Origin of the sequence: Bifidobacterium sp. UTBIF-68 (genome assembly GCF_006408855.1) — a bacterium.
GTDB lineage: Bacteria > Actinomycetota > Actinomycetes > Actinomycetales > Bifidobacteriaceae > Bifidobacterium > Bifidobacterium reuteri.
Genome location: NZ_JFAN01000021.1, coordinates 23,071 through 45,441 on the forward strand (window position 1 = coordinate 23,071; position 22,371 = coordinate 45,441).

Here is a 22,371-nt window from a genome sequence, read left to right on the forward strand (position 1 = left end):
CATGTCTACTTCCATCAAGGCGGTGATGATTCGCGGTGTGCGTTGGTACCAACGTCACATTTCAGCGAACACGCCGCCTTGTTGCAAGTATTATCCGTCATGCTCGAATTACACCATTCAGGCAATCGAACGGTATGGGGCTTTCAAAGGGGGAGTGCTCGCTGTACTGCGATTGCTTCGCTGCAGGCCGTGGAGTCGCGGGGGAATAGACGACGTGCCGCAGCGTTACTCGATTTTTTACAGATTTTCGTGGTCGAAGGCTCATGAGGAGCCTCGACTGACACCATTGGCCACAACCCAAGGAGAGGCCCAACGATGATCAACCAAAACCAATTCTTCCTCGATAGCGGTTTCTGGGGGTTCTTCTACAAGATTCTGACCCCTGTCGAGTGGCTGCAGACCTGGATTCTCAAGATCGTTCATGATTTCTTCGTGCTGCTTGGCATGAACGAGGTCGGTGTCTCCTGGGTGCTCGCGGTCATCGCTCTGGTGCTGGTCGTTCAGGCATGCATCTTCCCGCTGTTCTATAAGCAGATCAAGTCGATGCGCAAGATGCAGGCGTTGGCTCCTAAGATGCAGCGCATCCAGAACAAGTACAAGGGCAAGACCGATCAGGCTTCCAAGGAAGCCATGAGTCGCGAAATGATGAAGCTCTACCAGGACAACGATGCCAATCCGGCCGGGTCCTGCCTGCCGTTGCTCATCCAGAGCCCGGTGTTCATGTCCATGTTCTATACGCTTTCGGCCATTCCGTACATCGCCAGTGGCGTGAAAAAGGAGTCGCTGGGCGCGTTTGATCAGGCTACTGCTCAGCAATTCACGCAGACCGATGTGTTTGGCATTGTCAGCGTCACCGACAATTTCAACTCCGCAGACATCGCAGGCAAAGTCGTCATCGGCGTCTTCGTGGCGCTGATGTGCTTCTGCCTGTGGTTCACGACCTACTTCAGCATGAAGCGCAACACGCCCACTGCTTCGATGAACAAGCAGGCGGAGAGCATGCAGAAGATGATGCTGTGGCTCTTCCCGGTGATGTACATCTTCTCCGGTGTCACCATGCCCTTCGCCGTGCTGGTCTATTGGTTGACGAACAACGTGTGCAACTTGGTTCGTACGTTCTGGCAGGTCATGTATTTCCCGACTCCTGGTTCCCCGGCTGCCGAGGATAAGGAAAAGCGTGATTATCGCCATGAGAATGAACGTCGCGCCAAGGCCGGTTTGCCTTCCCTCGAAGAAGAGGAACTGCAGAAGGCGAAGGAAGCGGCCGAGCGCCGTGACGCCAAGGGATATCAGCGCTTCCAGCCGCAGCGTAAGCGGAAGCGGAAGTAGTGATTCATCATATGTCGAACGTGCTCCATGTTTCACGTGAAACATGGAGCACGTTCGACACTCTACGGGTATTTACCCTGAACACGTTAGACTTGTAAATCAGTATCTGCTAGAAGGAGTATCGCATGGCACAGGATGACGAGAAGACGGTTGATCAGCTCAACGAAGAGGCTGACATCGCCGCTGATTATCTTGAAGGTCTGCTTGATATCGCCGACTATGAAGGCGATATCGAAATGGGCATCCGCAACAATCGTCCGACGGTGCAGATTGTTGCGGATGATGACACTGACATCAAGAACCTGATCGGACGTAACGGGGAAGTGGTTGATGCATTGCAGCAGCTGACTCGTCTTGCTGTTCAGCAGAAGACCGGAGAGCGCTCCCACTTGATTGTCGACGTTGATGGCTTCCTCAAGCGGAAGCGTCAGAAACTTCGTGATATCGCTCTCGATGCTGTGGATGCAGTCAAGGAATCCGGCGAGCCTGTCGATCTTAAGCCTATGAATTCCTTCGAGCGTAAGGTCGTTCATGATGTCGTGCGTGAAGAAGGTCTGAAGTCCCGTTCGCATGGTGAGGAACCGAATCGGTTTGTCACGGTATATCTTCGGAAGTCCGAAGACGATGCTGAGGACGGTACCGAAGATTACGATCAGGACACGGTCATTGCATAGTCATGGTGTCTGAATCAGACCGTGTTTTAGGCTGTGGATTTCTTGCCAAGCCGATGAGTCTGATTGTTGTTTCACGTGAAACAGAGAGAAGGAATGTCGTATGGCAGATGCCCTTAATGGTTCGCCAGTACTTGAACAGGTGCTCGGCGATGCATTGCCTCGACTCGAGCGTTTTCATGACAAGCTCGAACAGGAAGGCGAGCCGCGTGGACTGATTGGCCCTAGGGATGTCGATATTATCTGGGAGCGTCATATCCTCAATTCAGCTGCCATAGTTCCGTACGTCATGCGATCCACTGCTCAGGACAGATTCAAAACGGTGGCCGATGTCGGCAGTGGTGGTGGTTTTCCCGGCTTGGTTGCTGCCGCATGTTTGCCTGACCATCGGTTCACGCTGATTGAACCTATGGAGCGTCGTGTCGAATGGTTGAGCGAATGCGTGGAGCTCATGGAGTTGGATAACGTCACGATTGTGCGAAGCCGTTCGGATGAGGTCATCTCACAGGTTCGGAAACATGCGCTGCATCCTTTTGCGGTAGTAACCTGTCGTGCGGTAGCTCCCATGACCAAGCTATCCGGTTGGACACTGCCCCTGTTGAAACCATCGGGTCAGCTCATCGCTTTGAAGGGTCGTTCCGCTCAGGCTGAACTCGATAAAGCAAAAGATCAGATCAACCGATATGGAGGTCGCAATCCTCGCGTCGTCGAAGCAGAAGTTGGTCCAGGACTGGAATCGACACATGTGGTGATTGTGGATAAACGATAACGCTCTGCTGTACATAAATCGATGCGATGTCCTATCCTATCCAGCGCCAATGTTCGTTGATGTTGTTGTTGGCTCCCCTTGTGAGGACAGCACCGTAAAGCAAACAGCGGAGCTGTTTGCAGGTGCTGTGCGAGCTGACAGGCGAGCTGGCATACCGCGCGCGAAGCGTGTCTGTAATTGCAGAACGAGCTGGCCCGCGAAGCGGACTGAGGGGTAGTGGCTTAATAAACGACCTTACGATGAGGCATACTAGTTGCTTTCATCGAACGAGGACTGGGAGGGGATTATTAAGGATTGGAATCCATTCTGGAGCAGCTGAGTACAGGCAATCAGCAAATATGTGGATACTTAACTTATCCACATTTTGCATCGAACAAATAGTTATCCACATTTTTCGGCATGAGTTGTGGACAATACCAAAAACGTTGATAAATCAAGGGTTTTGATTGGTGTGATTTGCTATTTTCATGGTATAGCGACTGTGGTTATCCACAGTTATCCACAATAGTTTTGCACATGGTGGATAACTCAAAGACTGTCCATGCGGATAGCAAGACTTGGAACATACATATTGCAAGGAGGATTGATGGCCAAGAAGGATCATCACGAGGAAGCTATCGAAACAGCTTCTGAAACTCTTCATCGTATCTTTGAAGGGCAAGATTCGGGCCTCGGCACGCAGATGGCTGACGAAAGCTCTCGTTATGAGGCCCTTCAGAACGCCACATTCCCCAAGCCGAAGCGTACCCGTCTGATAGCAGTCGCTAATCAGAAGGGGGGAGTGGGCAAGACCACGTCGACAGTCAACCTTGCTGCTGCACTGGCGAAATATGGCGCTCAAGTATTGGTCATCGATATGGATCCCCAGGGCAACGCTTCCACGGCATTGGGCGTACCCCATGCTTCAGGAGATCCCTCGACTTACGATGTTCTTGAAGGACGCAAGCCGATTCAAGATGTGCTGAGCGTCTGCCCTGATTTCCCCAATCTGGATGTGGTACCTGCATCCATCGATTTGAGCGGTGCCGAATTGGAAGTCGCCGATCTGCCGAACCGTAATACTTTGCTGAAGGAAGCGCTAGACCTGTATCTACGCCAGTCGGATAAGCACTATGATTACGTGTTCATCGACTGCCCGCCTAGCCTGGGCCTGCTGGTGATCAATGCGATGTGCGCGGTCACAGAAATGCTGATTCCTATCCAAGCGGAATACTATGCACTTGAAGGTCTCGGACAGTTGATCAATACCATCGGATTGGTTCAGGATCATTTCAATCCCGTACTGCTGGTATCCACCATGCTGGTCACCATGTTCGATCGACGCACGTTGCTGAGTAGGGAAGTGTTCAACGAAGTCAAGGGCCACTATCCCAATATCGTTCTGGACACCACAATTCCACGATCGGTGAAGATTTCCGAAGCGCCAAGTTTCTCACAATCCGTGATTGCCTATGACCCCCGTGGTCTTGGGGCCATCGCCTATAGCGAAGCGGCATTGGAAATCGCTGGACGCTCCCAGCATGTACTTGACGCGATTGATGCGAGGAGGAAGTAATGGCATCGAAATCACGACTGGGCAAAGGTCTCGGCGCTCTATTTCCTGATCTCCCGGGGGAGGACTCTGCCGAGCACACCAAGAAGGATACCGAGAAGAAGGTGAATCCGGAAGAAGCCGCCAAGAAGGTCGCCGAAACCAAGTCGGCTTCCAAGGTGCTAGCATCTGCTGCCACCCCGGCTGCAATCAAGGGCAAGCCGTCAACCAATGTGAAAAAGAACATGGCGAAACGTGCCGCCATGCCAGCGTTGGATGATATCGCCCACCCGAGCGACTTGTTCTTTGGTGCTGATAAGCCGCAGCCGCAGCTGAGCGGGGTTGAATCAACCTCGCTGTCCGGAACTGCGAGCAAGCATGTTTCACGTGAAACATCTGCTGCAGCAGCAGTTAGTTCCGCCAAGAACAATGCTGATACGGCAAAGGGCAAGAGCGGCGACGAGGAGAAGCCGGAGCTGAAGCCTGTGGAGGGCGGCTACCTCGCTGAGCTCAAGCTCAGCGAAATCGGTCCGAATGCCCACCAGCCTCGTACCATCTTTGATGAGGACGATCTGAACGAACTGGCCGCTTCTATCAAGGAAGTCGGCATTTTGCAGCCGATTGTGGTGCGCAAGCGTCCGGCCTCTCAGATTGCCGAGGCGAAGCAGCACCATGAGCCGCACGATGGCGATGCCGCTGCCAATCCATTCGCCGGCCATTTGGATAGCCCCTATGAGTTGATTATGGGTGAGCGGCGTTGGCGCGCCTCCCAGCTCGCTGGGCTGGAGACCATTCCGGCAATCGTCAAGACCACAGCGGACGACGATATGCTCCGCGATGCGTTGCTGGAAAACCTGCATCGCGTGGCGCTGAACCCTCTCGAAGAGGCTGCCGCATACCAGCAGATGATCGACGAGTTCGGTCTGACTCAGGCGCAGCTGTCGAAATCGGTGTCGAAGTCCCGTCCGCAGATTGCCAATATGCTCCGATTGCTCAACCTGCCTGCCACCGTGCAGAAGAAGGTTGCGGCCGGCGTATTGTCTTCTGGACATGCGCGAGCATTGCTGGGATTGACTGATCCCGAAGAGATGGACAAGCTGGCGTCGCGCATCATTGCCGAAGGATTGTCGGTGCGCAGCACTGAGGAGATCGTCGCGATGAAGATCGCCTCGGGTGAGCAGCCGAAGAAACCGAAGAAGTCGAAGACCAATCCATGGCTGGGATCGGCTGTCCAGCAGAGTCTGGAGAACCATTTCGACACGAAAGTATCCATCAAGGGCACGCAGCAGCATGGACGCATCGAGATTGTGTTCTCCTCGCCGGAGGACATGGATCGCATCCTCAATCTCCTGGTGCCCGAGCAGTCCAAAGCTGACGGTTCCAAGTGGGTGTGATATTGCGTGTCGTGCAGTGCAGAGCGTTAATCTGAAATAGTCGGCAGAGCGCCGATTGAGCTCGATTCTACCAATCGCACAAGGGGCTGCCTTGTTCACGTTGCGAGGCAGCCCCTTATCTCGCATTCAATTTACTATAGATTCATATACCAATATTTTGTACAACGATTTTTTCACTAGTTCTCACTTGGTTCTCACTTGGTTCCCACTATTTCTCACCAATACAAACCCTGAAGTATTTTTGAGCCCAATGGTGACGGGTGTCGAATGGATTCCACTGCTGGGTTGCCGGTAAAGGCTTCGATGACTTTGCTGTGTGCAGAGCGATCGGATGCAGGGAAGCAGGGGGAAGATGCGCCCTCCGCACCGGAAAATTCGTTCATTACTATTCCTGCGAATGGATGCTTGCTGGTACCGGCATGGTCGTTTGCTGTGATTGGAGTGCCGACTGACACTGATCTGTGAGCGGCGATCATTTGGAGGTTCGAGACTGCTTGTTATTGCGGCGAGGTATCCTATGCATAGCATAGAGAGAAGCGGGTGCGGTGGTGGCCCGATGAAGGCAGATGATGATGGGATTTACGGGCAACGTGTCGGGGCGGCACATCAAGAATCGTGACAACAGCGCGGCACTGGTCAGGAACACATCAGTCGGCGTGGTAGGCCTGATGCTGGTACTGGCCATTGGGGCCGGAACGATGAATATGAACAACGTCACGGCCGAGGCGGAGGATGCCTCCATTCCCATGGTTGTGGATAAGCCGGCGAAGGCCGTCCCGCTTCCTGCGTCCGTAGCCAAGACGAACGCGCCGGCTCCCAATGCCAAGATTATCGCGGAACGTGAGGCACAGGCGAAGGCCGCCGAGGAAGCCAAGAAGCAAGCTGAAGCGGCAAAACTTCAAGAGGAACAGGCAAGGCAACAAGCCGAGCAGGCTAAGTTGCAGGCTAAGTTGCAGGCTGAACAGGCAGCCAACAACGCCGCTTGGATGAATCCGACCGGCTCTCAACCGAATCTTGCCGATTATCCGAATCTCAGCGTCCACGTCAGCCTTGCCGAACAGCAAGTGCACGTGATGAGCAACGGTCAAGACATCTATGTGATGAAGGCCAGCACCGGTGTGGATGATGCCACGCCGCACGGGCGGTATTACATCAATGGTCTGCGGGGTGATTCATTCTACAATCCGAACGAGCAGATGGGTGCGCGCGACTGGGTCGGATTCATCGGCGGCACTTACCTGTTCCACAGTGTGCCGACGGACGCCAACGGCAACTGGATCGTTTCCGAAGCCGAGAAGCTCGGACAGCCTGCGTCCCACGGATGTGTGCGCCTCACTGTAGCCGATGCGGCGTGGTTCCGCCAGCAAATCCCGACTGGCACCCCCATCGACATCGGCTGAGAGGCGGTCGCATCGGCTGACGCCTGATTGCGATGCCTGTATGTGGCTATATGGCGTTCAGTAACTGTTAAGGATCCTTGAATAGCAATACGGGCACAGCGGTTTGTCGGGATCATTGTAAGCGTAGCCTCGAATGCAGCTTTCATGAAAAAGACTATTGCACTCATCGCATAGCACGCCTTCGCCGTATTCAATCGGCTGATTGCAGTACGGGCATTTGCTCAGTCCCTTTGTGCTATATGAATATCGGATCCGTCCATTGGTCGACACAATCACATGTGGGCCGCTTCTACGGAGAGGGCCGCTTCCACCGGAAGAGCTCCCACTGGAAGAGCTCCCACTGGAAGAGCTTCCACTGGAGGAGCTTCCACTAGAGGAGCCATACTTCAGATTCTCTCTGAACTCTTTATACTGCTTGCTCATTAAAGCCGGAATCAGCAGATTAAACACCGCGGCGAGGCTGAACATCAGCATTATCCAAAACGAATGGACAAAGAACCCATATACCGCACCAATAAGCAGGACAAGACTGACTATCACCCTCAGTATGATTTTCATACTTCCATAGTAGCCCTGTAATCATTGTGCCGATTTCGCTTGTTCGGACGTATATCGACCTTTCGCAACCCCTAATACGGTTCGATGTTTTGCGTAAGAATGCTGATGGCATAATTACGGCGTAGCATCTATCAGCGTATTGCGGCTGAAACTCATCGTAGAAGTCGTTATTGTGCTTTCCTGGGGTGTTTCCGGGGGGTATTATTGAAAAAAATGCGATTTATACCCCCGGAAAACACGTTTAACCAAGACTGTACATGCAGAAGAGGAATATGCCATGGCGTTATACCCGCGCGAACGATACTTGGAGCGACTCCGTCCTTTCTATGATGATGCTGGGTTAATAAAGGTGATCACAGGCATTCGCAGATGCGGCAAATCATCGTTGATGGCATGCGTCGCAGATGAGCTTAGGAATCGCGGTGTTGACGGGCGGAATATCATTATGCTGAATCTGGATAGTAGGGAACTCCGCAAAGTAACCACCGCGGATCAGCTTGATGCGGCCATCGAATCGCGGATTCCTGATGAAGGATTCGTCTACCTTTTCATTGACGAAGTACAGAACGTCAGTGGTTTCGAGAACGTAGTCAACGCTTATCGTGAGGACGGTCGGTTTTCTATCTTTATAACCGGGTCGAATTCTTATCTGTTGTCTGGCGAATTGGCAACCAAACTTACCGGGCGATACGTAGAGCTGGAGATGTATACCCTCTCGTATGGCGAATATCTTGGTATGAAAAGCTTCATTGGGATTTCAAGTAATGCTGACATGCTGTCATTTAACGATTACCTCACCTATGGCGGGTTTCCAAAGGCGCTGGAATACAGCGATCCTGATGCAAAGGCCATGTATGTTCAGGATGTGATTCAGCAGATTTTTGACAAAGACATCACTGCCCGTAGCCGCATCTCGAATCGGGATTCATTCAACCGTGTGCAAACGTATCTAATCAACAACTATGCGTCTCCCACAAATCTGACCCGCATTGCTCAGTATCTGCAGCACAGCGAGCACGTGATTATAAAACGAGAAACTCTTGCCAAGTATGTGCGTATGCTCGAAAACGCAAAGGTCATATACAAATGTCCTCGCTTTGATCTGAAATCACGCAGATCATTACGCGGTGGTGAGAAGTACTATATTGCTGATCCAGGCGTATATTTTGCGCGCAACATCGATGTAAGACTGAGCTATGGGCCGGCTTTGGAGAATGCATTGTATTTGCATCTGCGTGCTAAGGGGTATGAGGTTAGCGTTGGGCGCATCGGTAAGCTGGAGTGTGATTTCATCGTTCGCAAACGTGGACGATATGCATATATTCAAGTTTCAATGAGTGTTCTTGACCCATCGGTCGAAGAGCGTGAGTATCGACCGTTTACGTTCATACGTGATGGTTTCCCGCAGTATTTGTTCACTCTTGACCAGCTTCCCTTGCAACGTGATGGTGTACGCCATCACAACCTCATGGATTTCTTGGCCAATGATGGGGATATCGAATTTGAATGATTCCACTGATCTGATACGCCGACGTTCGAATACTAGGTCAGTGGTTGCGGCCTTTCAAACATAGTGGACAAGAGACATTCGGAACTTCAGCTCCCGGACGGCTGTACGTCCGGGAGCTCTGCGCATCTGCTAGTCGCTAATCGTTCAGGTAGGCCTGCGCATCAAGCGCGGCGCGGCATCCCATGCCGGCGGCGCTGATGGCCTGGCGATAGACGCGATCCACGCAGTCACCGGCGGCGAAGATTCCCACGGCGCTGGTGCGGGTGCTGGCACCATCGACCGTAATGTATCCATCGGTGTCACGAGTCACCACATCTGCGGCGAAATCGGTGGCCGGCGTATGTCCGATAGCGACGAACACTGCGGCGGTCTCCAGTTCGCTTTCCTCACCAGTGACGGTGTTCTTCAGCGATACGCTACTGACATTGACCTGCGGCTTGGGCGTAAGCGCCAAACCGCCGAGGTTCAGCGCCGGTGCTGCAGGAGCCGCAGCCGGCGCAGTCTCGGTACCATGAACTTCAGTCACTACGGTATTGGTCAGCAGACGCAGCTTCGGGTTCTCCTTGGCGCGGTCGACCATGATTTGCGAGGCGCGGAACTCGTCGCGACGGTGAATCAGGGTGACTGATGAGCCGAAGCGCGTCAGGAACAGCGCCTCTTCGAATGCGGAGTCACCGCCGCCGACCACGACAATAGGCTTGTCACGGAAGAAGAAACCATCGCAGGTGGCGCAATAGGATACGCCGTGACCGCTCAGCTCCTGCTCGCCCGGAACGCCGAGCTTACGGAAATTGGATCCGGTGGCGATGATCACGGCTTCGGTCTGCAGTACATCGCCGTCGGACAGGTTGAGGCGATAGCTGGGGCGTGCAGAGTCCTGGCCATCGGTGGCTGGCTCGACGGCTTCGATGGCCAGGACATCGTCGGCGATGAACTCGGTGCCGAAGCGCTTGGCCTGAGCACGCATGTTGTCCATCAGCTCGGGCCCCATGATGCCTTTCGGGAAGCCGGGGAAATTCTCGACTTCCGTGGTGTTCACCAACTGTCCGCCGGGAGTCAGCGCGCCGGTGACCATCACCGGATCCAGACCGGCGCGTCCCAGATAGATGGCCGCGGTATATCCGGCCGGACCCGATCCGACGATAACGACCTTGTGCTGCATGTGCCACCCCTTGTTCCGTATGAATGCTCGATTCGTATTCGTTACTCCAGAATCTCCATCATAGGGGTGGCTAGCGCCCATTTGCGCCATTCAGCTGCAAGCTGTAGCAGAACATGGAGGGAGCCCATGCCTCCCTCTGATGGGACGCACATCCTCTCTGAGCGTAAGAGTTTATGGCTCCCTCTGATGAGGGAGCTCCCGGCGGCAGCCGGGTGAGGGAGAGAAGCCCGCAGGCGCAAGCCTGCGACATAAGCACAGTATCGGCCGAAGGCCGATGCCACCGCCCAACCAAGCATTGCAAGACCGCTCTTATGCAATTCGTTGGCGTACCACCTGATCTATCCGTGTGCATACTTCAAGGAACAAGCGATCCACTTCAAGGTTCGAGAATCTGATGACCATCAGGCCTTCATGTTCCAGTTCCTGTGTACGTTGCAGATCCTCGATCTGTTGCTGCTGTTCGTAATGGCCACCGCCGTCAAGTTCGACCACAAGCCGTGCTTTGGCGCAGTAGAAGTCGACGATGAACCGTCCAATAGGTTTCTGTCTTTGCCAACGTATTGGATACGTTTTCAGATATTCGTGCCAGAGTTTGCGCTCCCATGGAGTCATGTTGCGTCTGAGCATCCGCGCCCTTGCGGTATTGGCCCGATCATAATCCTTCATGTATCGAGGATACGCTGGATTTGTGGGAATGGGAATGGAATCGGCCTTCGGCCGATGCTGTGTTGTATGCCGCAGGCTCGTGCCTGCGGGCTTCTCTCCCTCACCCGGCTACGCCGGGAGCTCCCTCATCAGAGGGAGCCCAAAACTCCTCCACCCGGAGAACCTATACGTCCCAGCAGAGGGAGCCGCAAACTCTTCCACTCAGAGAGCCTGTACGTCCCTTCAGAGGGAGGCGCGAACATATACACACCTTCTCGTCAGAGGGGCTGCGGGCTTTTACTTTGGGTTAGAAGACTTCGATCTTGACGATATAGAGCTGGTTCTGGGGGAGGCTGTCCATCGGGACCCACAGCATCAGATCCTGTGTGGTGATGGACTTGGTGAACTTCACTTCGGTGGTGCCACCCTCGGCGAACGTGAACGAGGCCATCTCGGTGCCGTCCGCCGGGTTGCCGGTGGTGTTGGCGCGGATGTAGCCCTTGCCACCCGAACTGCGGATCGTGATGATCATACGGGACACATCGTGCGGCTGGTCGAGGTGCAACGTGTAGCCGTAACCGGACTGGCCGCCGGGGTTGGATACGAAGTTCGCGTTGGCGATGGCGTACGCGGTGGTGTTGTTCACGTGCGGCTTTGGCACGGAGCTGACCGAGCGATCCTCCACGACCTTCTTCACAGTGGACTTCTTCTCCGTGGACTTCTGCTCAGAAGACTGGTTCCCGGAGGACGCGGACGATGAATCGGACGAATTCGATGAGGAATCCGACGATGAAGAGCCGGTGGCGGAGTCGGAATTGCCGTTGCTGGCCGAATCGGAGGAACCAGCCGATGAGGAGTCCGACGACGATCCCGGGGTGGAATTGCCGAACGGCACTTCGTTCATGTTCACATCCGGCCAAGCGTCCTTGGAAGACGATTTCGTATCAGTGGCATCGGCGGGATCGTTGCCACTGGCCTGGAAAGCGCTCCATGCCCAGAAGCCGGCTGCGACCACCACGACCAGCGCCACGACCAGCGCCACAACCTTCGTCGTGAGGCTGCCGAACAGGTTCTCGTCCGGCAGCTTGTCATCCTCCGCGCTGGACTTGACAGGCGGGTTCTTGGGGTCATAACTCGGCGGAATGGCAGCCACCTCGGCGATACGGGCCTGCTCCTCTTCCAGCGCGCGCAGCGATTCCTCGCCGGGCTGGATCTCACGTCCGCCGCCATCGTAGATCGGGATACGGCTGGTAGTCTCCCCGGTGGCATCGATTGGCACGGTCGGATGCGAATTACCGGCAAACGTGCCGTTGGCCGGCGTATTGAAATCGTTGAACCAGTCGGCTGTGTCATCGCCGGAAAAGTTTTCCGCGTTCCATGCATCGGAGAACTTGAAGTCGAAGAGACGACGTCCTTGGGCATCCATGCCATCGGTGCCCGCGGCGGAAATCATCGGTCCTGCCTGCGAGATGGCCATCTCGGGCAGCTGCTTGCTGGTAATCAGCGAATCGGGAATCTCGGCAAGGTTCGGTTTGCCTTCGAGATCGCGGAACTGGGTACGCACAATGGAGCATTCGCCGGCAGTGATCGGCAGATCGATATCCGATTCGGCGAGGTCCTTCACCGGCTTCCATTCGCCCAGCAACGCATCGAGTTCGGCCAGTGAAGCCATCGGCAACGCCAAGGCATCCTCGTCGAACAATTCCAGCCCGCGCTTGCAGATCACCTGGAATTCGCCCGGAGTATCCGCAGGCAACGCGGAAAGATGGAATTCAGGCTGCTTGCGGCTGCGCTGACCGGTCAGCATCGAATACAGCAATGCCGCCAGCTGACGAACGGCATGACGCTCGGAGCCGTCATGCTCAAGCGTGTTGCCCGATGTGTCGGCCAGCAGCGGAGCGAACGGAGCGTCGGTGATCTCCACGCCATTGCCGGTGATGCGGACGGTGTCGGTGTTGACCACGATATTGCTGGTCACGCCGAAGAGCATCGGGCGAAGCACTTCGGACAGCTCGCCGATGATGGAGCGCATCGCCTGATAGCTCAGTGGAGAAGACGCCTTGGTGGCCAGATAATCGCTCAGTGACCGGCCGTCGTCTACCGGCGTGATGACCAGCAGCACATCCCCCTGACGGCGGTATTTGAGCACAGATACGAAATTCTTGGGGTGCGTGGCGGTGATGGTGCCTGCAATCTCGTTGATCATCGTGAGATGGTCACGATTGGAGACCAGATATAGCTGGCAGTCCTTGGCCAGAATACGGTCGTTGGCCTTCCATGCTTCAATGCCCGGTGCTTCGCGCAACAATGACACCAATGTATATCGATTGAGAATGGTATCGCCCAGTTGCGGTTTCATATGCTTGTCCGACTCCATACGATTGTGGCTTGGAATTGTCTTTGACATTCTATCCGTGGGGATGGCCTTGGCGGCGTCCTCCTCAGGGGTGATTTCAGGGGATGGTTCGCTGGGTGAAACAGGCTCTGCGGGACCGTCCGGATTCCCGCTCGGGGTGCCGTCGGAACCGCTGTCTGGCCCCTCGTCCGGACCGGTATCAGGGTCGGTGCCGGAACCGCCGGTTGCTGCGGTGGCATCTTCCGCGGCTGCGCCTTTCACGGCGGTATCGCCTGCCGCAGTCGCAGGGGAAGGAATGAAGGGGACTACGCGGGCGACTTTGGCGAGCACCGGTCCGGCGATCGCCCTTAGCTCAGCTGTGCGCAACAGCCACAGAACCGTCACATATACGACCGCTAACACGATGGTGAGCACTATGCAGATGCCCAGTGCGGAAAGCCAGCTTATATGGCCGCCGCCGGATTGCCCGGCGATGTGCCCTGCAGATTGTGCCCCGGCTGCATCAGTGGCGGCCACTGCAGCGTCACGTCTGCCGAATCCGCCATCCATATGCTTCGCCGGCTGGATGTCGGCCCTGAACAACGCCACCACCGGTGACTTGAGCAGCCACACCACCACGCCGGCCACTACAGCTGCCGCAATCGCCTTGCCATAGGCTACGGCCACCGTCTTCAATCCAAGATGGCCGTCGAACTTGCGCCTCAGCATCATCAGCGTTGGCGGCAACGCCACAATAGAACCGATCGGGGCGGCGCAGGCGATGCCTACGACCCACCACTGCGGCGGCAGCACCATCATGCCGCCCACCATCAGCGCGATGACGAATGCGTAGTCGATGAGATTGCACAGGAAGGGGTGCAGACCGTCCTCGAACGCATAGAACGTGCGTTGAATGAGCAGGAAGCCGGAGACCAGCGGGATGCCGAAGCTCAGCGGAATCAGCGCATAGGAAATCAGCATCGTCTCATTCATCGACACGGACGGCAGCAGCGCGCGGATGATCGGCTCGGGAAACACGATCATCGCCGCGGCGAAGAACATGATCACCAGCCCCACATTGTTCAGCGCGCTGCTCAGATCATTGCGGGCTTCACTCAGATCATGGTCGGCGATGGATCGGGAGATTTTCGGGAACATCGCTGTGGAAACGGACACGGCGATGAGCGAGTACGGCAGAATGAACAGCGTGTACGCGTTCTGATAGGTGGCGTTGCCCGCGATGTCGAACAGACTGGCACCGGTGAGCTCCTGCGCCCGCAATGGCGCCAGCGTGGCGATACGTGTCTGGATGATCGTGGCGATTTCGGTGATGACCACCACGCCCAGCGAGCCCAAGGCCACCGGTCCCATAGCCTTCAGACCGAATCCGGACAGTCCGAACTGAGGTCGGTATCTGAACCCCAGTTTCACTAACGGTAGAAACAGGACCAACGCCTGGAAGGCCACGCCCAGCGTCCAGGTGCCGGCCGTCAGCGCTATCTTGCCCGGGTCCCAGAAGTCCAGCGGCTGCTCGTTGGCCTTGCCGAACAGCAGGATGAACGCGGTGAAACCGGCGCAGCTGATGATGTTCGCTCCGGTGGAACTCCACGCATAGGCGGTGAAATGGTCCTTGGCGGCGAGAATCTGCCCCAGCACGGTATAGAGGCCGTAGAAGAAGATCTGCGGCATGCACCAGAGCGTGAAGGCGGTGGTCAGCGCGATCATCTGATCATTGTCGCCGCCCACATACAGTCGGGTCAGCAGCGGCGATGCGGCGCCCATAAGCACCGTGACCGACAGCAGGATTACGATGGCCAGCGTGATCAGACGATTCAGGCGGGCCTCGGCGTCCTTCTCCTTGAGCGTGCGCACGATCTGCGGAACTAGCACCGCATTGAAGATGCCGCCGGTTACCAGCGTGAAAATAGCCTGCGGAATCATCGAACCGGCCTGATATGCGTTCGCGGCCAGACCGGTGGTGCCCATTGCCGCGGCCAGCAGGATTGTACGAATCTGACCGGTCACACGGGAGGCCGCGGTACCGGATGCCATGATCAGGGAATTACGGCCTACGGTAGAACTCATTCGTCGGGATCCTTCTTACGGTTGAACTGGCGCCACAAACCCACGACGCCGAGCAGCACCGCGAAGCCGATGATGATGAAGCCGCTCGCATCGCTGATGCGTAGCACGCTGGTGATCGGCGTGTTCTGTACATTGCCGAACGCAGTGCCGCTGCGGTCCGTCAGCGAGACATGTGCGGTGGTGGAACCTGACGTGGAGACGCGGATCGTGAACGCCACCTGTGCTTCGCTGTGTGCGGGAATCACCAGGCTAGTCGTGCGCGAGGTGACGATCTGCATGGAATCGGTGATGGAATTGACGTTGATGCTGACCGCGTATGGCAGCGCGTTGCTGACGGTGATTGGCATCTTCGCGGATTCGCTGAACACCGATACCGATTCGGACGGCGTGATGCTCACGCTGTTGAGCAGGGTGCTGGCCATGTTCATCGCGGCGTCGGCCATGCGCTGGTGGGCGTCCGAAGGTTCCGCTCCGGTGAGCGCGCGTAGGGCCATATCGTCGTGGACCGCAAGCAGGTCGGCCATCCATTGCGTCGGGTCGTTGTCGTGATTCGCCGTGCTGTTGGCGTCACGTCGGGCAAGCGCCTGCGGATCCAACGACGAGAGGTCTGTGGCGTTCACGCTGTCTTCCAGGATGGAGTCGCCCAGTCGCAGTATGTGCTGCCGGCTGGTGATCAGCTGGTCGAGTATCGTGCGCGTGGCGGACATGTCCGGTGTGCCATCGCCCTGGTTCACCGAATCGCTCACGTCATACGGGTCCGCTGCGGCCATGGCGTCAAGGCCGGTGAGATTGAGCCAGGATGCGCCTTCGAGCGCGCTCATCACCTGATTCACCCAGCCCGACGTGCTGTCCCTGTTGAAGGTCATGAGCAGGTGGCGCGAGGTGTACGGCTGTTCCATCTGATAGAACGCGCTCTGCGCCATCAGACGGGCGAGGCGGCCGGCGTCGCTGGTTTCTGCAGCAGCCGCCTCGCTGGTGGCACGGCCCTGGGCCAGCGTGCTCAGTTCGGATTGGGCTTTGAGCACGGTCACATCCCCGGCTGACGTGTTCACCACATACGTGCCGGTGTGCACGGTATCGGTCTGTTCGTTGTCGAACGAAGCGTTGGCTATGACTGTGGTATAGCCCTGCGCACGCGCCTTGGTCAGCGCGTCCATGCTCCAATCCGCAGCGCCCTGCCAGGCATATGCAGTGGGCGCGGCTGCGGTTTTGGCGGCCACTGCATACTGCGTCTGCGCGGTTTTCGCCGACCACTGATTATCCGCTATGCCGGCGTTGCCGTATGAGGCGGGATCGTTGATCGCGGCATAGGACGTGATATCGAAGTCGGCGGGCTGCATGACGCCCGCCACGGTGCCGGTGCCGCCGGACTGTTGCACGTATACCGGGTCGGCTACGAGCTGCAGCGCGGGATGCTTGGCGGCCGTCTGCTCAAGCGTGCGAGTCGCCGCAAGGCTCTGCGCATTGATCGCCAATGGCGTGCCGCCTGAGGTTGCCGCCGTGCCGGTGCCGCCATTGAAACTGTCAGAGGAACCTGAATCTTCCGCGGAACCGCTTGTGGAGGAACCGCTCGAGGAACCGTTGCTGTTACCGGATGATGAGCCCGCATCCGTGTCGCTGCTGCCGGTGCCGGTATTGTTCGCGTCGTCGTCGGTATCTTTTTCGCTGCCGTTCGCGGACGCAGGAGCGTCGGTTTCTTCGATGATATTGGTGATGGCCTGATCGTTGGTCTGCCAATCGCCCGAGGTCAGCGGCATCGCCACGGTGAGGTTCATCGCCGGGGTCTGTGCGGTGCTCAAGCCGTCCGTGGAGCGGGTCAGGAAACTGTGGAGCTCGGCCTGGGCGTCGCCGGCGACATAGACGAGCTGCAGCGGTTTCGGTCCCCAGCTGCGCAGCAAGGACAGTGTCTGGTTGTCCGCTGGAACATTGAACGACACGGTGCTGCTGCCGCCAGCCTTGATGGATGGGACATCGACTGAATCGAGCAGGTTGGGCGTGGGAATATGGGTGCCGTTTTCCGCCCACGACTGCATATCCGACCGTGAAGCGAACGTGAACAGGGCATTGATGGTCGCGGTCAGGCTGCCGGCGGGAACGTCGCTGTCGCTATGATTCGCGACCACCACTTGCATGTGGAATCCGGAGGATGCGCTGACCACCGGTGTGCTTTGCGCGATGGTCAGTGTGTTGGCCTGCTGCCGGGCCGAGGATTGGTCCGATTGCGACGCCGAAGCGTCACCTGTGGCGTCATCGGCCCATGCGACCGGCGTAAACAGCATCGCTCCGACTGCAATGAGAGCAGCGAGGGCACGTGCACATCGTCCGCCGTGATGCGTACGGCGTTGCATTGCGGGTAGGTTCACTCGTTTGCCTGCCTGTTCTTCTTCTTGGCATACAGCCACGCGATTTTCCGCTCGTTCGGGTAGCTCAATACATCATCCAGATCATCGAAGCGCACCCAGATGGCGTCCTCCGCCTCGTGGTCCGGATCGCCTTCCACCGTCAGTTCGCCGCCGGTCTGACGCAACGCGAAATGGTGCACCAGCTTGTGCACGCGCTGGGTGGTGCCGGTGAACCAGTAATCGATGGTGGCTATCGAATCGATGACCTCGCCCAGAATGCCGGTCTCCTCATGCACTTCGCGTACGGCGGTCTGCTGCGGAGTCTCGCCTTTTTCGATATGCCCCTTGGGCAGACACCATTCCAGATGTCCGGAACGCGAATGGCGGGCGATGATCGCCACGCGATTCTGGTCGTCGAAAATCAGTCCGCCTGCCGAATATTCACGCACCACCGGCAGCTCCTGCGCATCCAAGGACGCGAATGTGGTGGGGCCTTCCGATGTACGGCGTTGCGGCATGATGGCCGGCGTCGGGCCTGAACTGGCAACGGCGACGGTTGATGCCGCCAGTTCAGTTGCAGGCGCTGCAGCCGGTGCCGGTGCGGCAGGTGCGACGGTCGCGGTATGGTTCGTGCGATTCGATCCGACTTTGCCCAAAGTCGCTGCTGCGATGGCACGCATGGCGGCCGCCGCCGAAAGCGGGGCGGACGCCGGCGTCTTGGGCCCTGATGCTGTTGTAGCTGACGCATCTGATGCGGCAGTAGGCTTTGCCGCAGCCTCAACCGTGTCCCCGGCTACGGTGGTGTCCACGACTGCTGCCGAGACGGCTGCGGCATTGGCGGCGACAGTCTCGGCTTCGGCGGCGATGCCCTCGGTTTGACCGATTATCGTCCCATTCGCCGTGGCGATGGTCACCGTGGCGCGCATGCCGAACACCATGGCGGGAGTAGGCATTGCGGGCTTTGATTCCGGTTTGCGATCCACCGGCAGCGGATGTGGTTTCGGCTGCGGCTTCGGCGGCGGAACCGGGCGCGGTGCGGCCGCAGCGGACTGAGGCTGGCTGACAGCCGTCGCCATATGCGATTCATGTGCGGCATGTGAACCACTGGAGTCCACAGTCTGATCATCCTGACCATCACCGGTGTGCGACTGATCGGCATTCGCGGTCGCAGCCCGGTGGATAATCGCGGCGATCATTGCCGGACTGATCGGAGCGCGGGCGTCATCATCGGATGCATCGGCATCCACAGCGGCTCCGTCAGCACTGTGCCAGTCTGCCTCAATACCGTCCAAATCGGCGGAATTCCGCGGAGTCTGCGAGGAATACAGCAGTTGGTCTTGGGTATGGTTGCCCGCATCACTGGGTGTTTGCCCAAGCATGTGGGCAAGGTCGGCGGGCGTAATCATGCTTTCCACCATACTCAATCCCGTGTGCAGGTGGGGTAACGGTATGCTGGGAGGGCAGAAAAATGTCACATAGGGGAAGGTGCCCATTGGATTTTGAAGTGTGGCCCGAGGCGATCGAACTTGGCCGAATGTTCAAGGAGCAGGGCTATGAGCTGGCACTGGTCGGCGGTCCAGTCAGGGACCTGCTGCTGCACCGGCGCAGCCACGACCTCGACTTCTGCTCTTCGGCGCGGCCCGAGCAGTTCGAGCCGATTCTGCGCCGGTGGGGACATGACGGCTTCTGGGATATGGGCCGCAAATTCGGCACGCTGGGCGCCATGCGCAGACGAGCCGATGGCACCGAAGTCAAAGTCGAGGTGACCACCTACCGTTCGGACACCTACGACCCGGATTCGCGCAAGCCGGAAGTCAACTATGGCGACACCCTTGAGGGTGATCTGTCCCGTCGTGACTTCACCGTCAACGCGATGGCGCTGCGCGTGCCCGATCTGGAATTCGTCGACCCGTTCGGCGGTGCCAACGATCTGGCCAAAGGGGTATTGCGCACGCCGGTCGATCCCCGGCAGTCATTCGACGACGATCCGCTGCGCATGATGCGCGCCGTGCGGTTCGTGGCCCAGCTGGGCTTCTCCATCGCTCCGGACGCGGCCGAGGCGATCACCTCGATGCGCGACCGCATCGGCATCGTCTCGGCCGAGCGCGTGCGCGACGAGCTGACCAAGCTGCTGCTCTCCGATCGTCCGCGCGCGGGTCTTGAGGCGCTGGTGGATTCCGGGCTGGCGGACATCGTATTCCCGGAGATTCCGGCGTTGCAGCTGCAGATCGACGAACATCATCGTCATAAGGATGTGTTCGAACACACGATGATGGTTCTGGAGCGCGCGATTGCGTTGGAGACCGGCCCGGACGGCCCGGTGCCTGCTCCCGACCTGACGCTGCGTCTTGCCGCCGTCATGCATGACATCGGCAAGCCGAAGACCCGCAAGTTCGAGCCCGGCGGCAAAGTGAGCTTCCACCACCATGACGCGGTGGGGGCCAAGATGACCCGCAAGCGCCTCAAGGCGTTGCGCTTCGACCATCATCTGGTGGAGGACGTCTCCGAACTGGTGAACCTGCATCTGCGCTTCCATGGGTATGTGGATGAGCCGTGGACCGATTCCGCGGTGCGGCGCTATGTCAAGGACGCCGGACACCTGTACGAGAGGCTCAACCGTTTGACGCGCGCGGATGCCACGACGCAGAACAAGCGCAAGGCGCAGATTTTCGCGCATGCGATGGATGAGATGGAAGAGCGTGTGCGCGAGCTCAAGAAGAAGGAAGATTTCGACGCGATCCGTCCCGATGTGGACGGCAACGAAATCATGGCCCTGCTAGGCCTCGAGCCCGGACCGATGATCGGCCGCGCCTACAAGCACATGCTCGAATACCGCCTTGACAACGGTCCGGTCGAGCATGACGTGGCCGTGGCCGAGCTCAAGCGCTGGTACGCCGAACTGCAGCAATAAGCGTCCGCTGTTGTGCTTCTCTCCCTCACCCGGCTGTCGCCGGGAGCTCCCTCGTCAGAGAGAGCCAAGGCATAGCTGCTACTGCTGATCCGTGTTGGCGGGCTTGACGTCGGCGGGGAGGTCGGTCATCTTATCGGCGGCCTGGCAGCCTTGGATGTCGGTGATTTCCTTGCCTTGCTGCGGGGATTGTTTCTCGTCGTTCAAATCGCTGAACGTGGCGCCGAGCACCACATCGACGAGCTGATCGTCGCGCTGGATCATCACCATCGTGGCGTCAGTGAAGTTGCCGGCCACCGTATACGCCTGATTGATGGCGTTCTTGCCGAAGTACACCGTAGTGCGTTCCACGCTGGTGGAGGAGAAGTTGCCTGCCTCCTGCATGGCGAATCCGCGCTTGGCCAACGCCTTGCTCACCGCCGAGGCGAACTGCACATGGGATGTGCCGTTGAGCACGCGCACATTGACGGAACCGTTGGGCACATACGTGGCCTTGCCGCTGTCATTCTTCACTGCACAGGGGGCCGGATTGCCAAAGTTCGGTTCGGCGAGCGGCGTGGCTACCAGTCCCAGTCCGCCCACGTGGAAATTGAACAGCAGCGCAACCACCAAGGTGGCCGCCACAATCACGCCGGTGATGGAGAATACGACGGTTTGACGGTGGCGCACATAGCGCTTGCGGGCCTGACGTTCGTCAATCTGTTGCGGCATCGTGGGACTTCCTTCACTTACGAATGGCTTGTTGCTACCTTAGCGTCACTGGGTGACGCCGATTATCGGCATCACAGGGGCTTTGGCCCGGATGATTCGATCGGCCGCATCCTCACGCACCCATGCGTCGATGACTCGTTGCGCAGAGGCGTCGTCCGGCACGAACGCCACCACCGACGGGCCGGAGCCGGAAATGAACGCATGACGCGCTCCGGCTGCCAGAGCCGCGCTGATGGCGCGCCCGCTGCGAGGATGCAGGCTGATGGCCGCGGCCTGGAGATGGTTGCGGTCGCCGTCTGCGGCTCCCATGATGTCGAACGCGTGATAGACCTCGGGCGTGCTGAGCTGCGATTGGTACGCCCCGACCAGTACGTCGCCGCAGAATCCCTGCGATTCGAGTTCGCGGGCTGCGGCGCTTTCGGCCGTGATGTCTTCGATCTGCTCGCCGAAGCCTGTGCCGTGCGCCAGACCGCCGGTCAGGCAGAACGGCATGTCCGCGCCCAGTGTGGCGGCGATGGCGCGCAAGCGATCGATAGGCCAGTCGAGGTTCCAGAGGCGATTGATGGCCAGGATGGTGGCTGCGGCATCCGCTGACCCACCGCCCAGGCCGGCACCGACAGGAATGCGCTTGGTGATGGTCAACGCCACATCCGGATCGCGGCCTGCGGCCTCGGCCATGGCGAACAGGGCCAATACCGCATGATTGCGGCGCATGTCGCTGGTCGACGACGCCAGGTCGCCCAGATGCGCTCCTTCCAGATCAAGGGAGAATCCGCTGCCGGGAGCTTTGGCTGTCGCGGTGACCGTGTCATACACGCCTACAGCACAGTAGATGGTATCTAGGGCATGCCGTCCGCCCCATTCCGCATGCGGCTCACCGACGGCAAGGGTGAGGTTGGTTTTGGCCGGGCAATCCACGCGGATCGTGAACGGCAGCGGCGTGCCGCTGCGCATCGGGATTTCGCGGTGATCGCCCTGCGTGGGCTGTCCGGAGTGTTCGGTGAGGTGCTCTAGGTGTTCA

The 22,371-nt window shown here is 57.8% G+C and carries 16 protein-coding genes; 9 read left to right on the forward strand and 7 right to left on the reverse strand.

The features are described 5' to 3' along the window. Position 1 precedes the first annotated feature (1 nt). The 8 genes from yidD to BW14_RS06615 all read left to right on the forward strand — a co-directional run bounded on the left by yidD (position 2) and on the right by BW14_RS06615 (position 9,162). Positions 2-319, forward strand: coding sequence for a membrane protein insertion efficiency factor YidD (gene yidD, locus BW14_RS06575; RefSeq protein ID WP_140489694.1), 318 nt, complete (start codon positions 2-4; stop codon positions 317-319). Then, entirely contained in the window at positions 316-1,329 is a 1,014-nt protein-coding gene (gene yidC, locus BW14_RS06580) for a membrane protein insertase YidC (protein WP_375138437.1), read from the forward strand. Before yidD ends, yidC begins: the two co-directional genes overlap by 4 nt. Positions 1,330-1,454: 125 nt before the next feature. Then, complete coding sequence (locus BW14_RS06585) at positions 1,455-2,003, forward strand: R3H domain-containing nucleic acid-binding protein (protein WP_140489696.1); 549 nt, start codon at positions 1,455-1,457, stop codon at positions 2,001-2,003. 100 nt (positions 2,004-2,103) lie between these two features. Further along, complete coding sequence (rsmG, locus tag BW14_RS06590) at positions 2,104-2,769, forward strand: 16S rRNA (guanine(527)-N(7))-methyltransferase RsmG (protein ID WP_140489698.1); 666 nt, start codon at positions 2,104-2,106, stop codon at positions 2,767-2,769. 586 nt (positions 2,770-3,355) lie between these two features. Then, on the forward strand, positions 3,356-4,324 hold the full coding sequence (locus BW14_RS06595) for a ParA family protein (protein ID WP_044089264.1): 969 nt from the start codon (positions 3,356-3,358) through the stop codon (positions 4,322-4,324). Further along, positions 4,324-5,694: a ParB/RepB/Spo0J family partition protein gene (locus tag BW14_RS06600; RefSeq protein ID WP_140489700.1), complete on the forward strand. Its 1,371-nt coding sequence runs from the start codon at positions 4,324-4,326 to the stop codon at positions 5,692-5,694. The genes BW14_RS06595 and BW14_RS06600 overlap by 1 nt, the downstream gene beginning before the upstream one ends. A 566-nt stretch (positions 5,695-6,260) precedes the next feature. Beyond that, a complete protein-coding gene (locus BW14_RS06605) occupies positions 6,261-7,094 on the forward strand; it encodes a L,D-transpeptidase (RefSeq protein WP_258186067.1) in 834 nt (277 codons plus the stop codon). 835 nt (positions 7,095-7,929) lie between these two features. Next, positions 7,930-9,162, forward strand: a complete 1,233-nt coding sequence (locus BW14_RS06615) for an ATP-binding protein (protein ID WP_140463800.1) — start codon at positions 7,930-7,932, stop codon at positions 9,160-9,162. A 136-nt stretch (positions 9,163-9,298) separates the two neighbouring features. Here the strand turns inward: BW14_RS06615 and BW14_RS06620 are convergent, their stop codons facing one another. From BW14_RS06620 to BW14_RS12415, 5 genes are all read right to left on the reverse strand, one after another. Further along, positions 9,299-10,324, reverse strand: coding sequence for an NAD(P)/FAD-dependent oxidoreductase (locus BW14_RS06620; RefSeq protein ID WP_140463802.1), 1,026 nt, complete (start codon positions 10,322-10,324; stop codon positions 9,299-9,301). A 309-nt stretch (positions 10,325-10,633) separates the two neighbouring features. Next, positions 10,634-10,990, reverse strand: coding sequence for an endonuclease domain-containing protein (locus tag BW14_RS06625; protein ID WP_044089268.1), 357 nt, complete (start codon positions 10,988-10,990; stop codon positions 10,634-10,636). A 286-nt stretch (positions 10,991-11,276) separates the two neighbouring features. Further along, a complete protein-coding gene (locus tag BW14_RS12265; RefSeq protein ID WP_258186068.1) occupies positions 11,277-15,389 on the reverse strand; it encodes a murein biosynthesis integral membrane protein MurJ in 4,113 nt (1,370 codons plus the stop codon). Further along, a complete protein-coding gene (locus BW14_RS06640) occupies positions 15,386-17,668 on the reverse strand; it encodes a DUF6049 family protein (RefSeq protein WP_140489702.1) in 2,283 nt (760 codons plus the stop codon). The genes BW14_RS12265 and BW14_RS06640 overlap by 4 nt, the downstream gene beginning before the upstream one ends. An 80-nt stretch (positions 17,669-17,748) precedes the next feature. Then, positions 17,749-18,684 (reverse strand): NUDIX hydrolase, encoded by a 936-nt coding sequence (locus BW14_RS12415; RefSeq protein ID WP_181162322.1) that lies wholly within the window; start codon positions 18,682-18,684, stop codon positions 17,749-17,751. A gap of 539 nt (positions 18,685-19,223) precedes the next feature. Here BW14_RS12415 and BW14_RS06650 point away from each other — a divergent pair. After that, on the forward strand, positions 19,224-20,642 hold the full coding sequence (locus BW14_RS06650) for a CCA tRNA nucleotidyltransferase (protein ID WP_140489704.1): 1,419 nt from the start codon (positions 19,224-19,226) through the stop codon (positions 20,640-20,642). Positions 20,643-20,720: 78 nt separating this feature from the next. Here BW14_RS06650 and BW14_RS06655 read toward each other — a convergent pair whose 3' ends face one another. Continuing rightward, the gene (locus tag BW14_RS06655) at positions 20,721-21,350 is read right to left on the reverse strand and encodes a LytR C-terminal domain-containing protein (protein WP_044089275.1); all 630 of its coding nucleotides are present in this window, start codon (positions 21,348-21,350) and stop codon (positions 20,721-20,723) included. 45 nt (positions 21,351-21,395) lie between these two features. Then, positions 21,396-22,304: a 4-(cytidine 5'-diphospho)-2-C-methyl-D-erythritol kinase gene (locus BW14_RS06660; protein ID WP_044089305.1), complete on the reverse strand. Its 909-nt coding sequence runs from the start codon at positions 22,302-22,304 to the stop codon at positions 21,396-21,398. Positions 22,305-22,371 lie beyond the last annotated feature (67 nt).

What these genes read in the sequence shown, in the direction of transcription:
- BW14_RS06595 (WP_044089264.1), top strand. Translation starts at nt 3,356, where the DNA reads ATGGCCAAGAAGGATCATCACGAGGAAGCTATCGAAACAGCTTCTGAA.
- BW14_RS06615 (WP_140463800.1), top strand. Translation starts at nt 7,930, where the DNA reads ATGGCGTTATACCCGCGCGAACGATACTTGGAGCGACTCCGTCCTTTC.
- yidD (WP_140489694.1), top strand. Translation starts at nt 2, where the DNA reads ATGTCTACTTCCATCAAGGCGGTGATGATTCGCGGTGTGCGTTGGTAC.
- BW14_RS12415 (WP_181162322.1), bottom strand. Translation starts at nt 18,684, where the DNA reads ATGCCTACTCCCGCCATGGTGTTCGGCATGCGCGCCACGGTGACCATC.
- BW14_RS06660 (WP_044089305.1), bottom strand. Translation starts at nt 22,304, where the DNA reads ATGCGCAGCGGCACGCCGCTGCCGTTCACGATCCGCGTGGATTGCCCG.
- BW14_RS06585 (WP_140489696.1), top strand. Translation starts at nt 1,455, where the DNA reads ATGGCACAGGATGACGAGAAGACGGTTGATCAGCTCAACGAAGAGGCT.
- BW14_RS06620 (WP_140463802.1), bottom strand. Translation starts at nt 10,324, where the DNA reads ATGCAGCACAAGGTCGTTATCGTCGGATCGGGTCCGGCCGGATATACC.
- BW14_RS12265 (WP_258186068.1), bottom strand. Translation starts at nt 15,389, where the DNA reads ATGAGTTCTACCGTAGGCCGTAATTCCCTGATCATGGCATCCGGTACC.
- BW14_RS06600 (WP_140489700.1), top strand. Translation starts at nt 4,324, where the DNA reads ATGGCATCGAAATCACGACTGGGCAAAGGTCTCGGCGCTCTATTTCCT.
- BW14_RS06605 (WP_258186067.1), top strand. Translation starts at nt 6,261, where the DNA reads ATGATGATGGGATTTACGGGCAACGTGTCGGGGCGGCACATCAAGAAT.
- rsmG (WP_140489698.1), top strand. Translation starts at nt 2,104, where the DNA reads ATGGCAGATGCCCTTAATGGTTCGCCAGTACTTGAACAGGTGCTCGGC.
- yidC (WP_375138437.1), top strand. Translation starts at nt 316, where the DNA reads ATGATCAACCAAAACCAATTCTTCCTCGATAGCGGTTTCTGGGGGTTC.
- BW14_RS06625 (WP_044089268.1), bottom strand. Translation starts at nt 10,990, where the DNA reads ATGAAGGATTATGATCGGGCCAATACCGCAAGGGCGCGGATGCTCAGA.
- BW14_RS06640 (WP_140489702.1), bottom strand. Translation starts at nt 17,668, where the DNA reads ATGCTGTTTACGCCGGTCGCATGGGCCGATGACGCCACAGGTGACGCT.
- BW14_RS06655 (WP_044089275.1), bottom strand. Translation starts at nt 21,350, where the DNA reads ATGCCGCAACAGATTGACGAACGTCAGGCCCGCAAGCGCTATGTGCGC.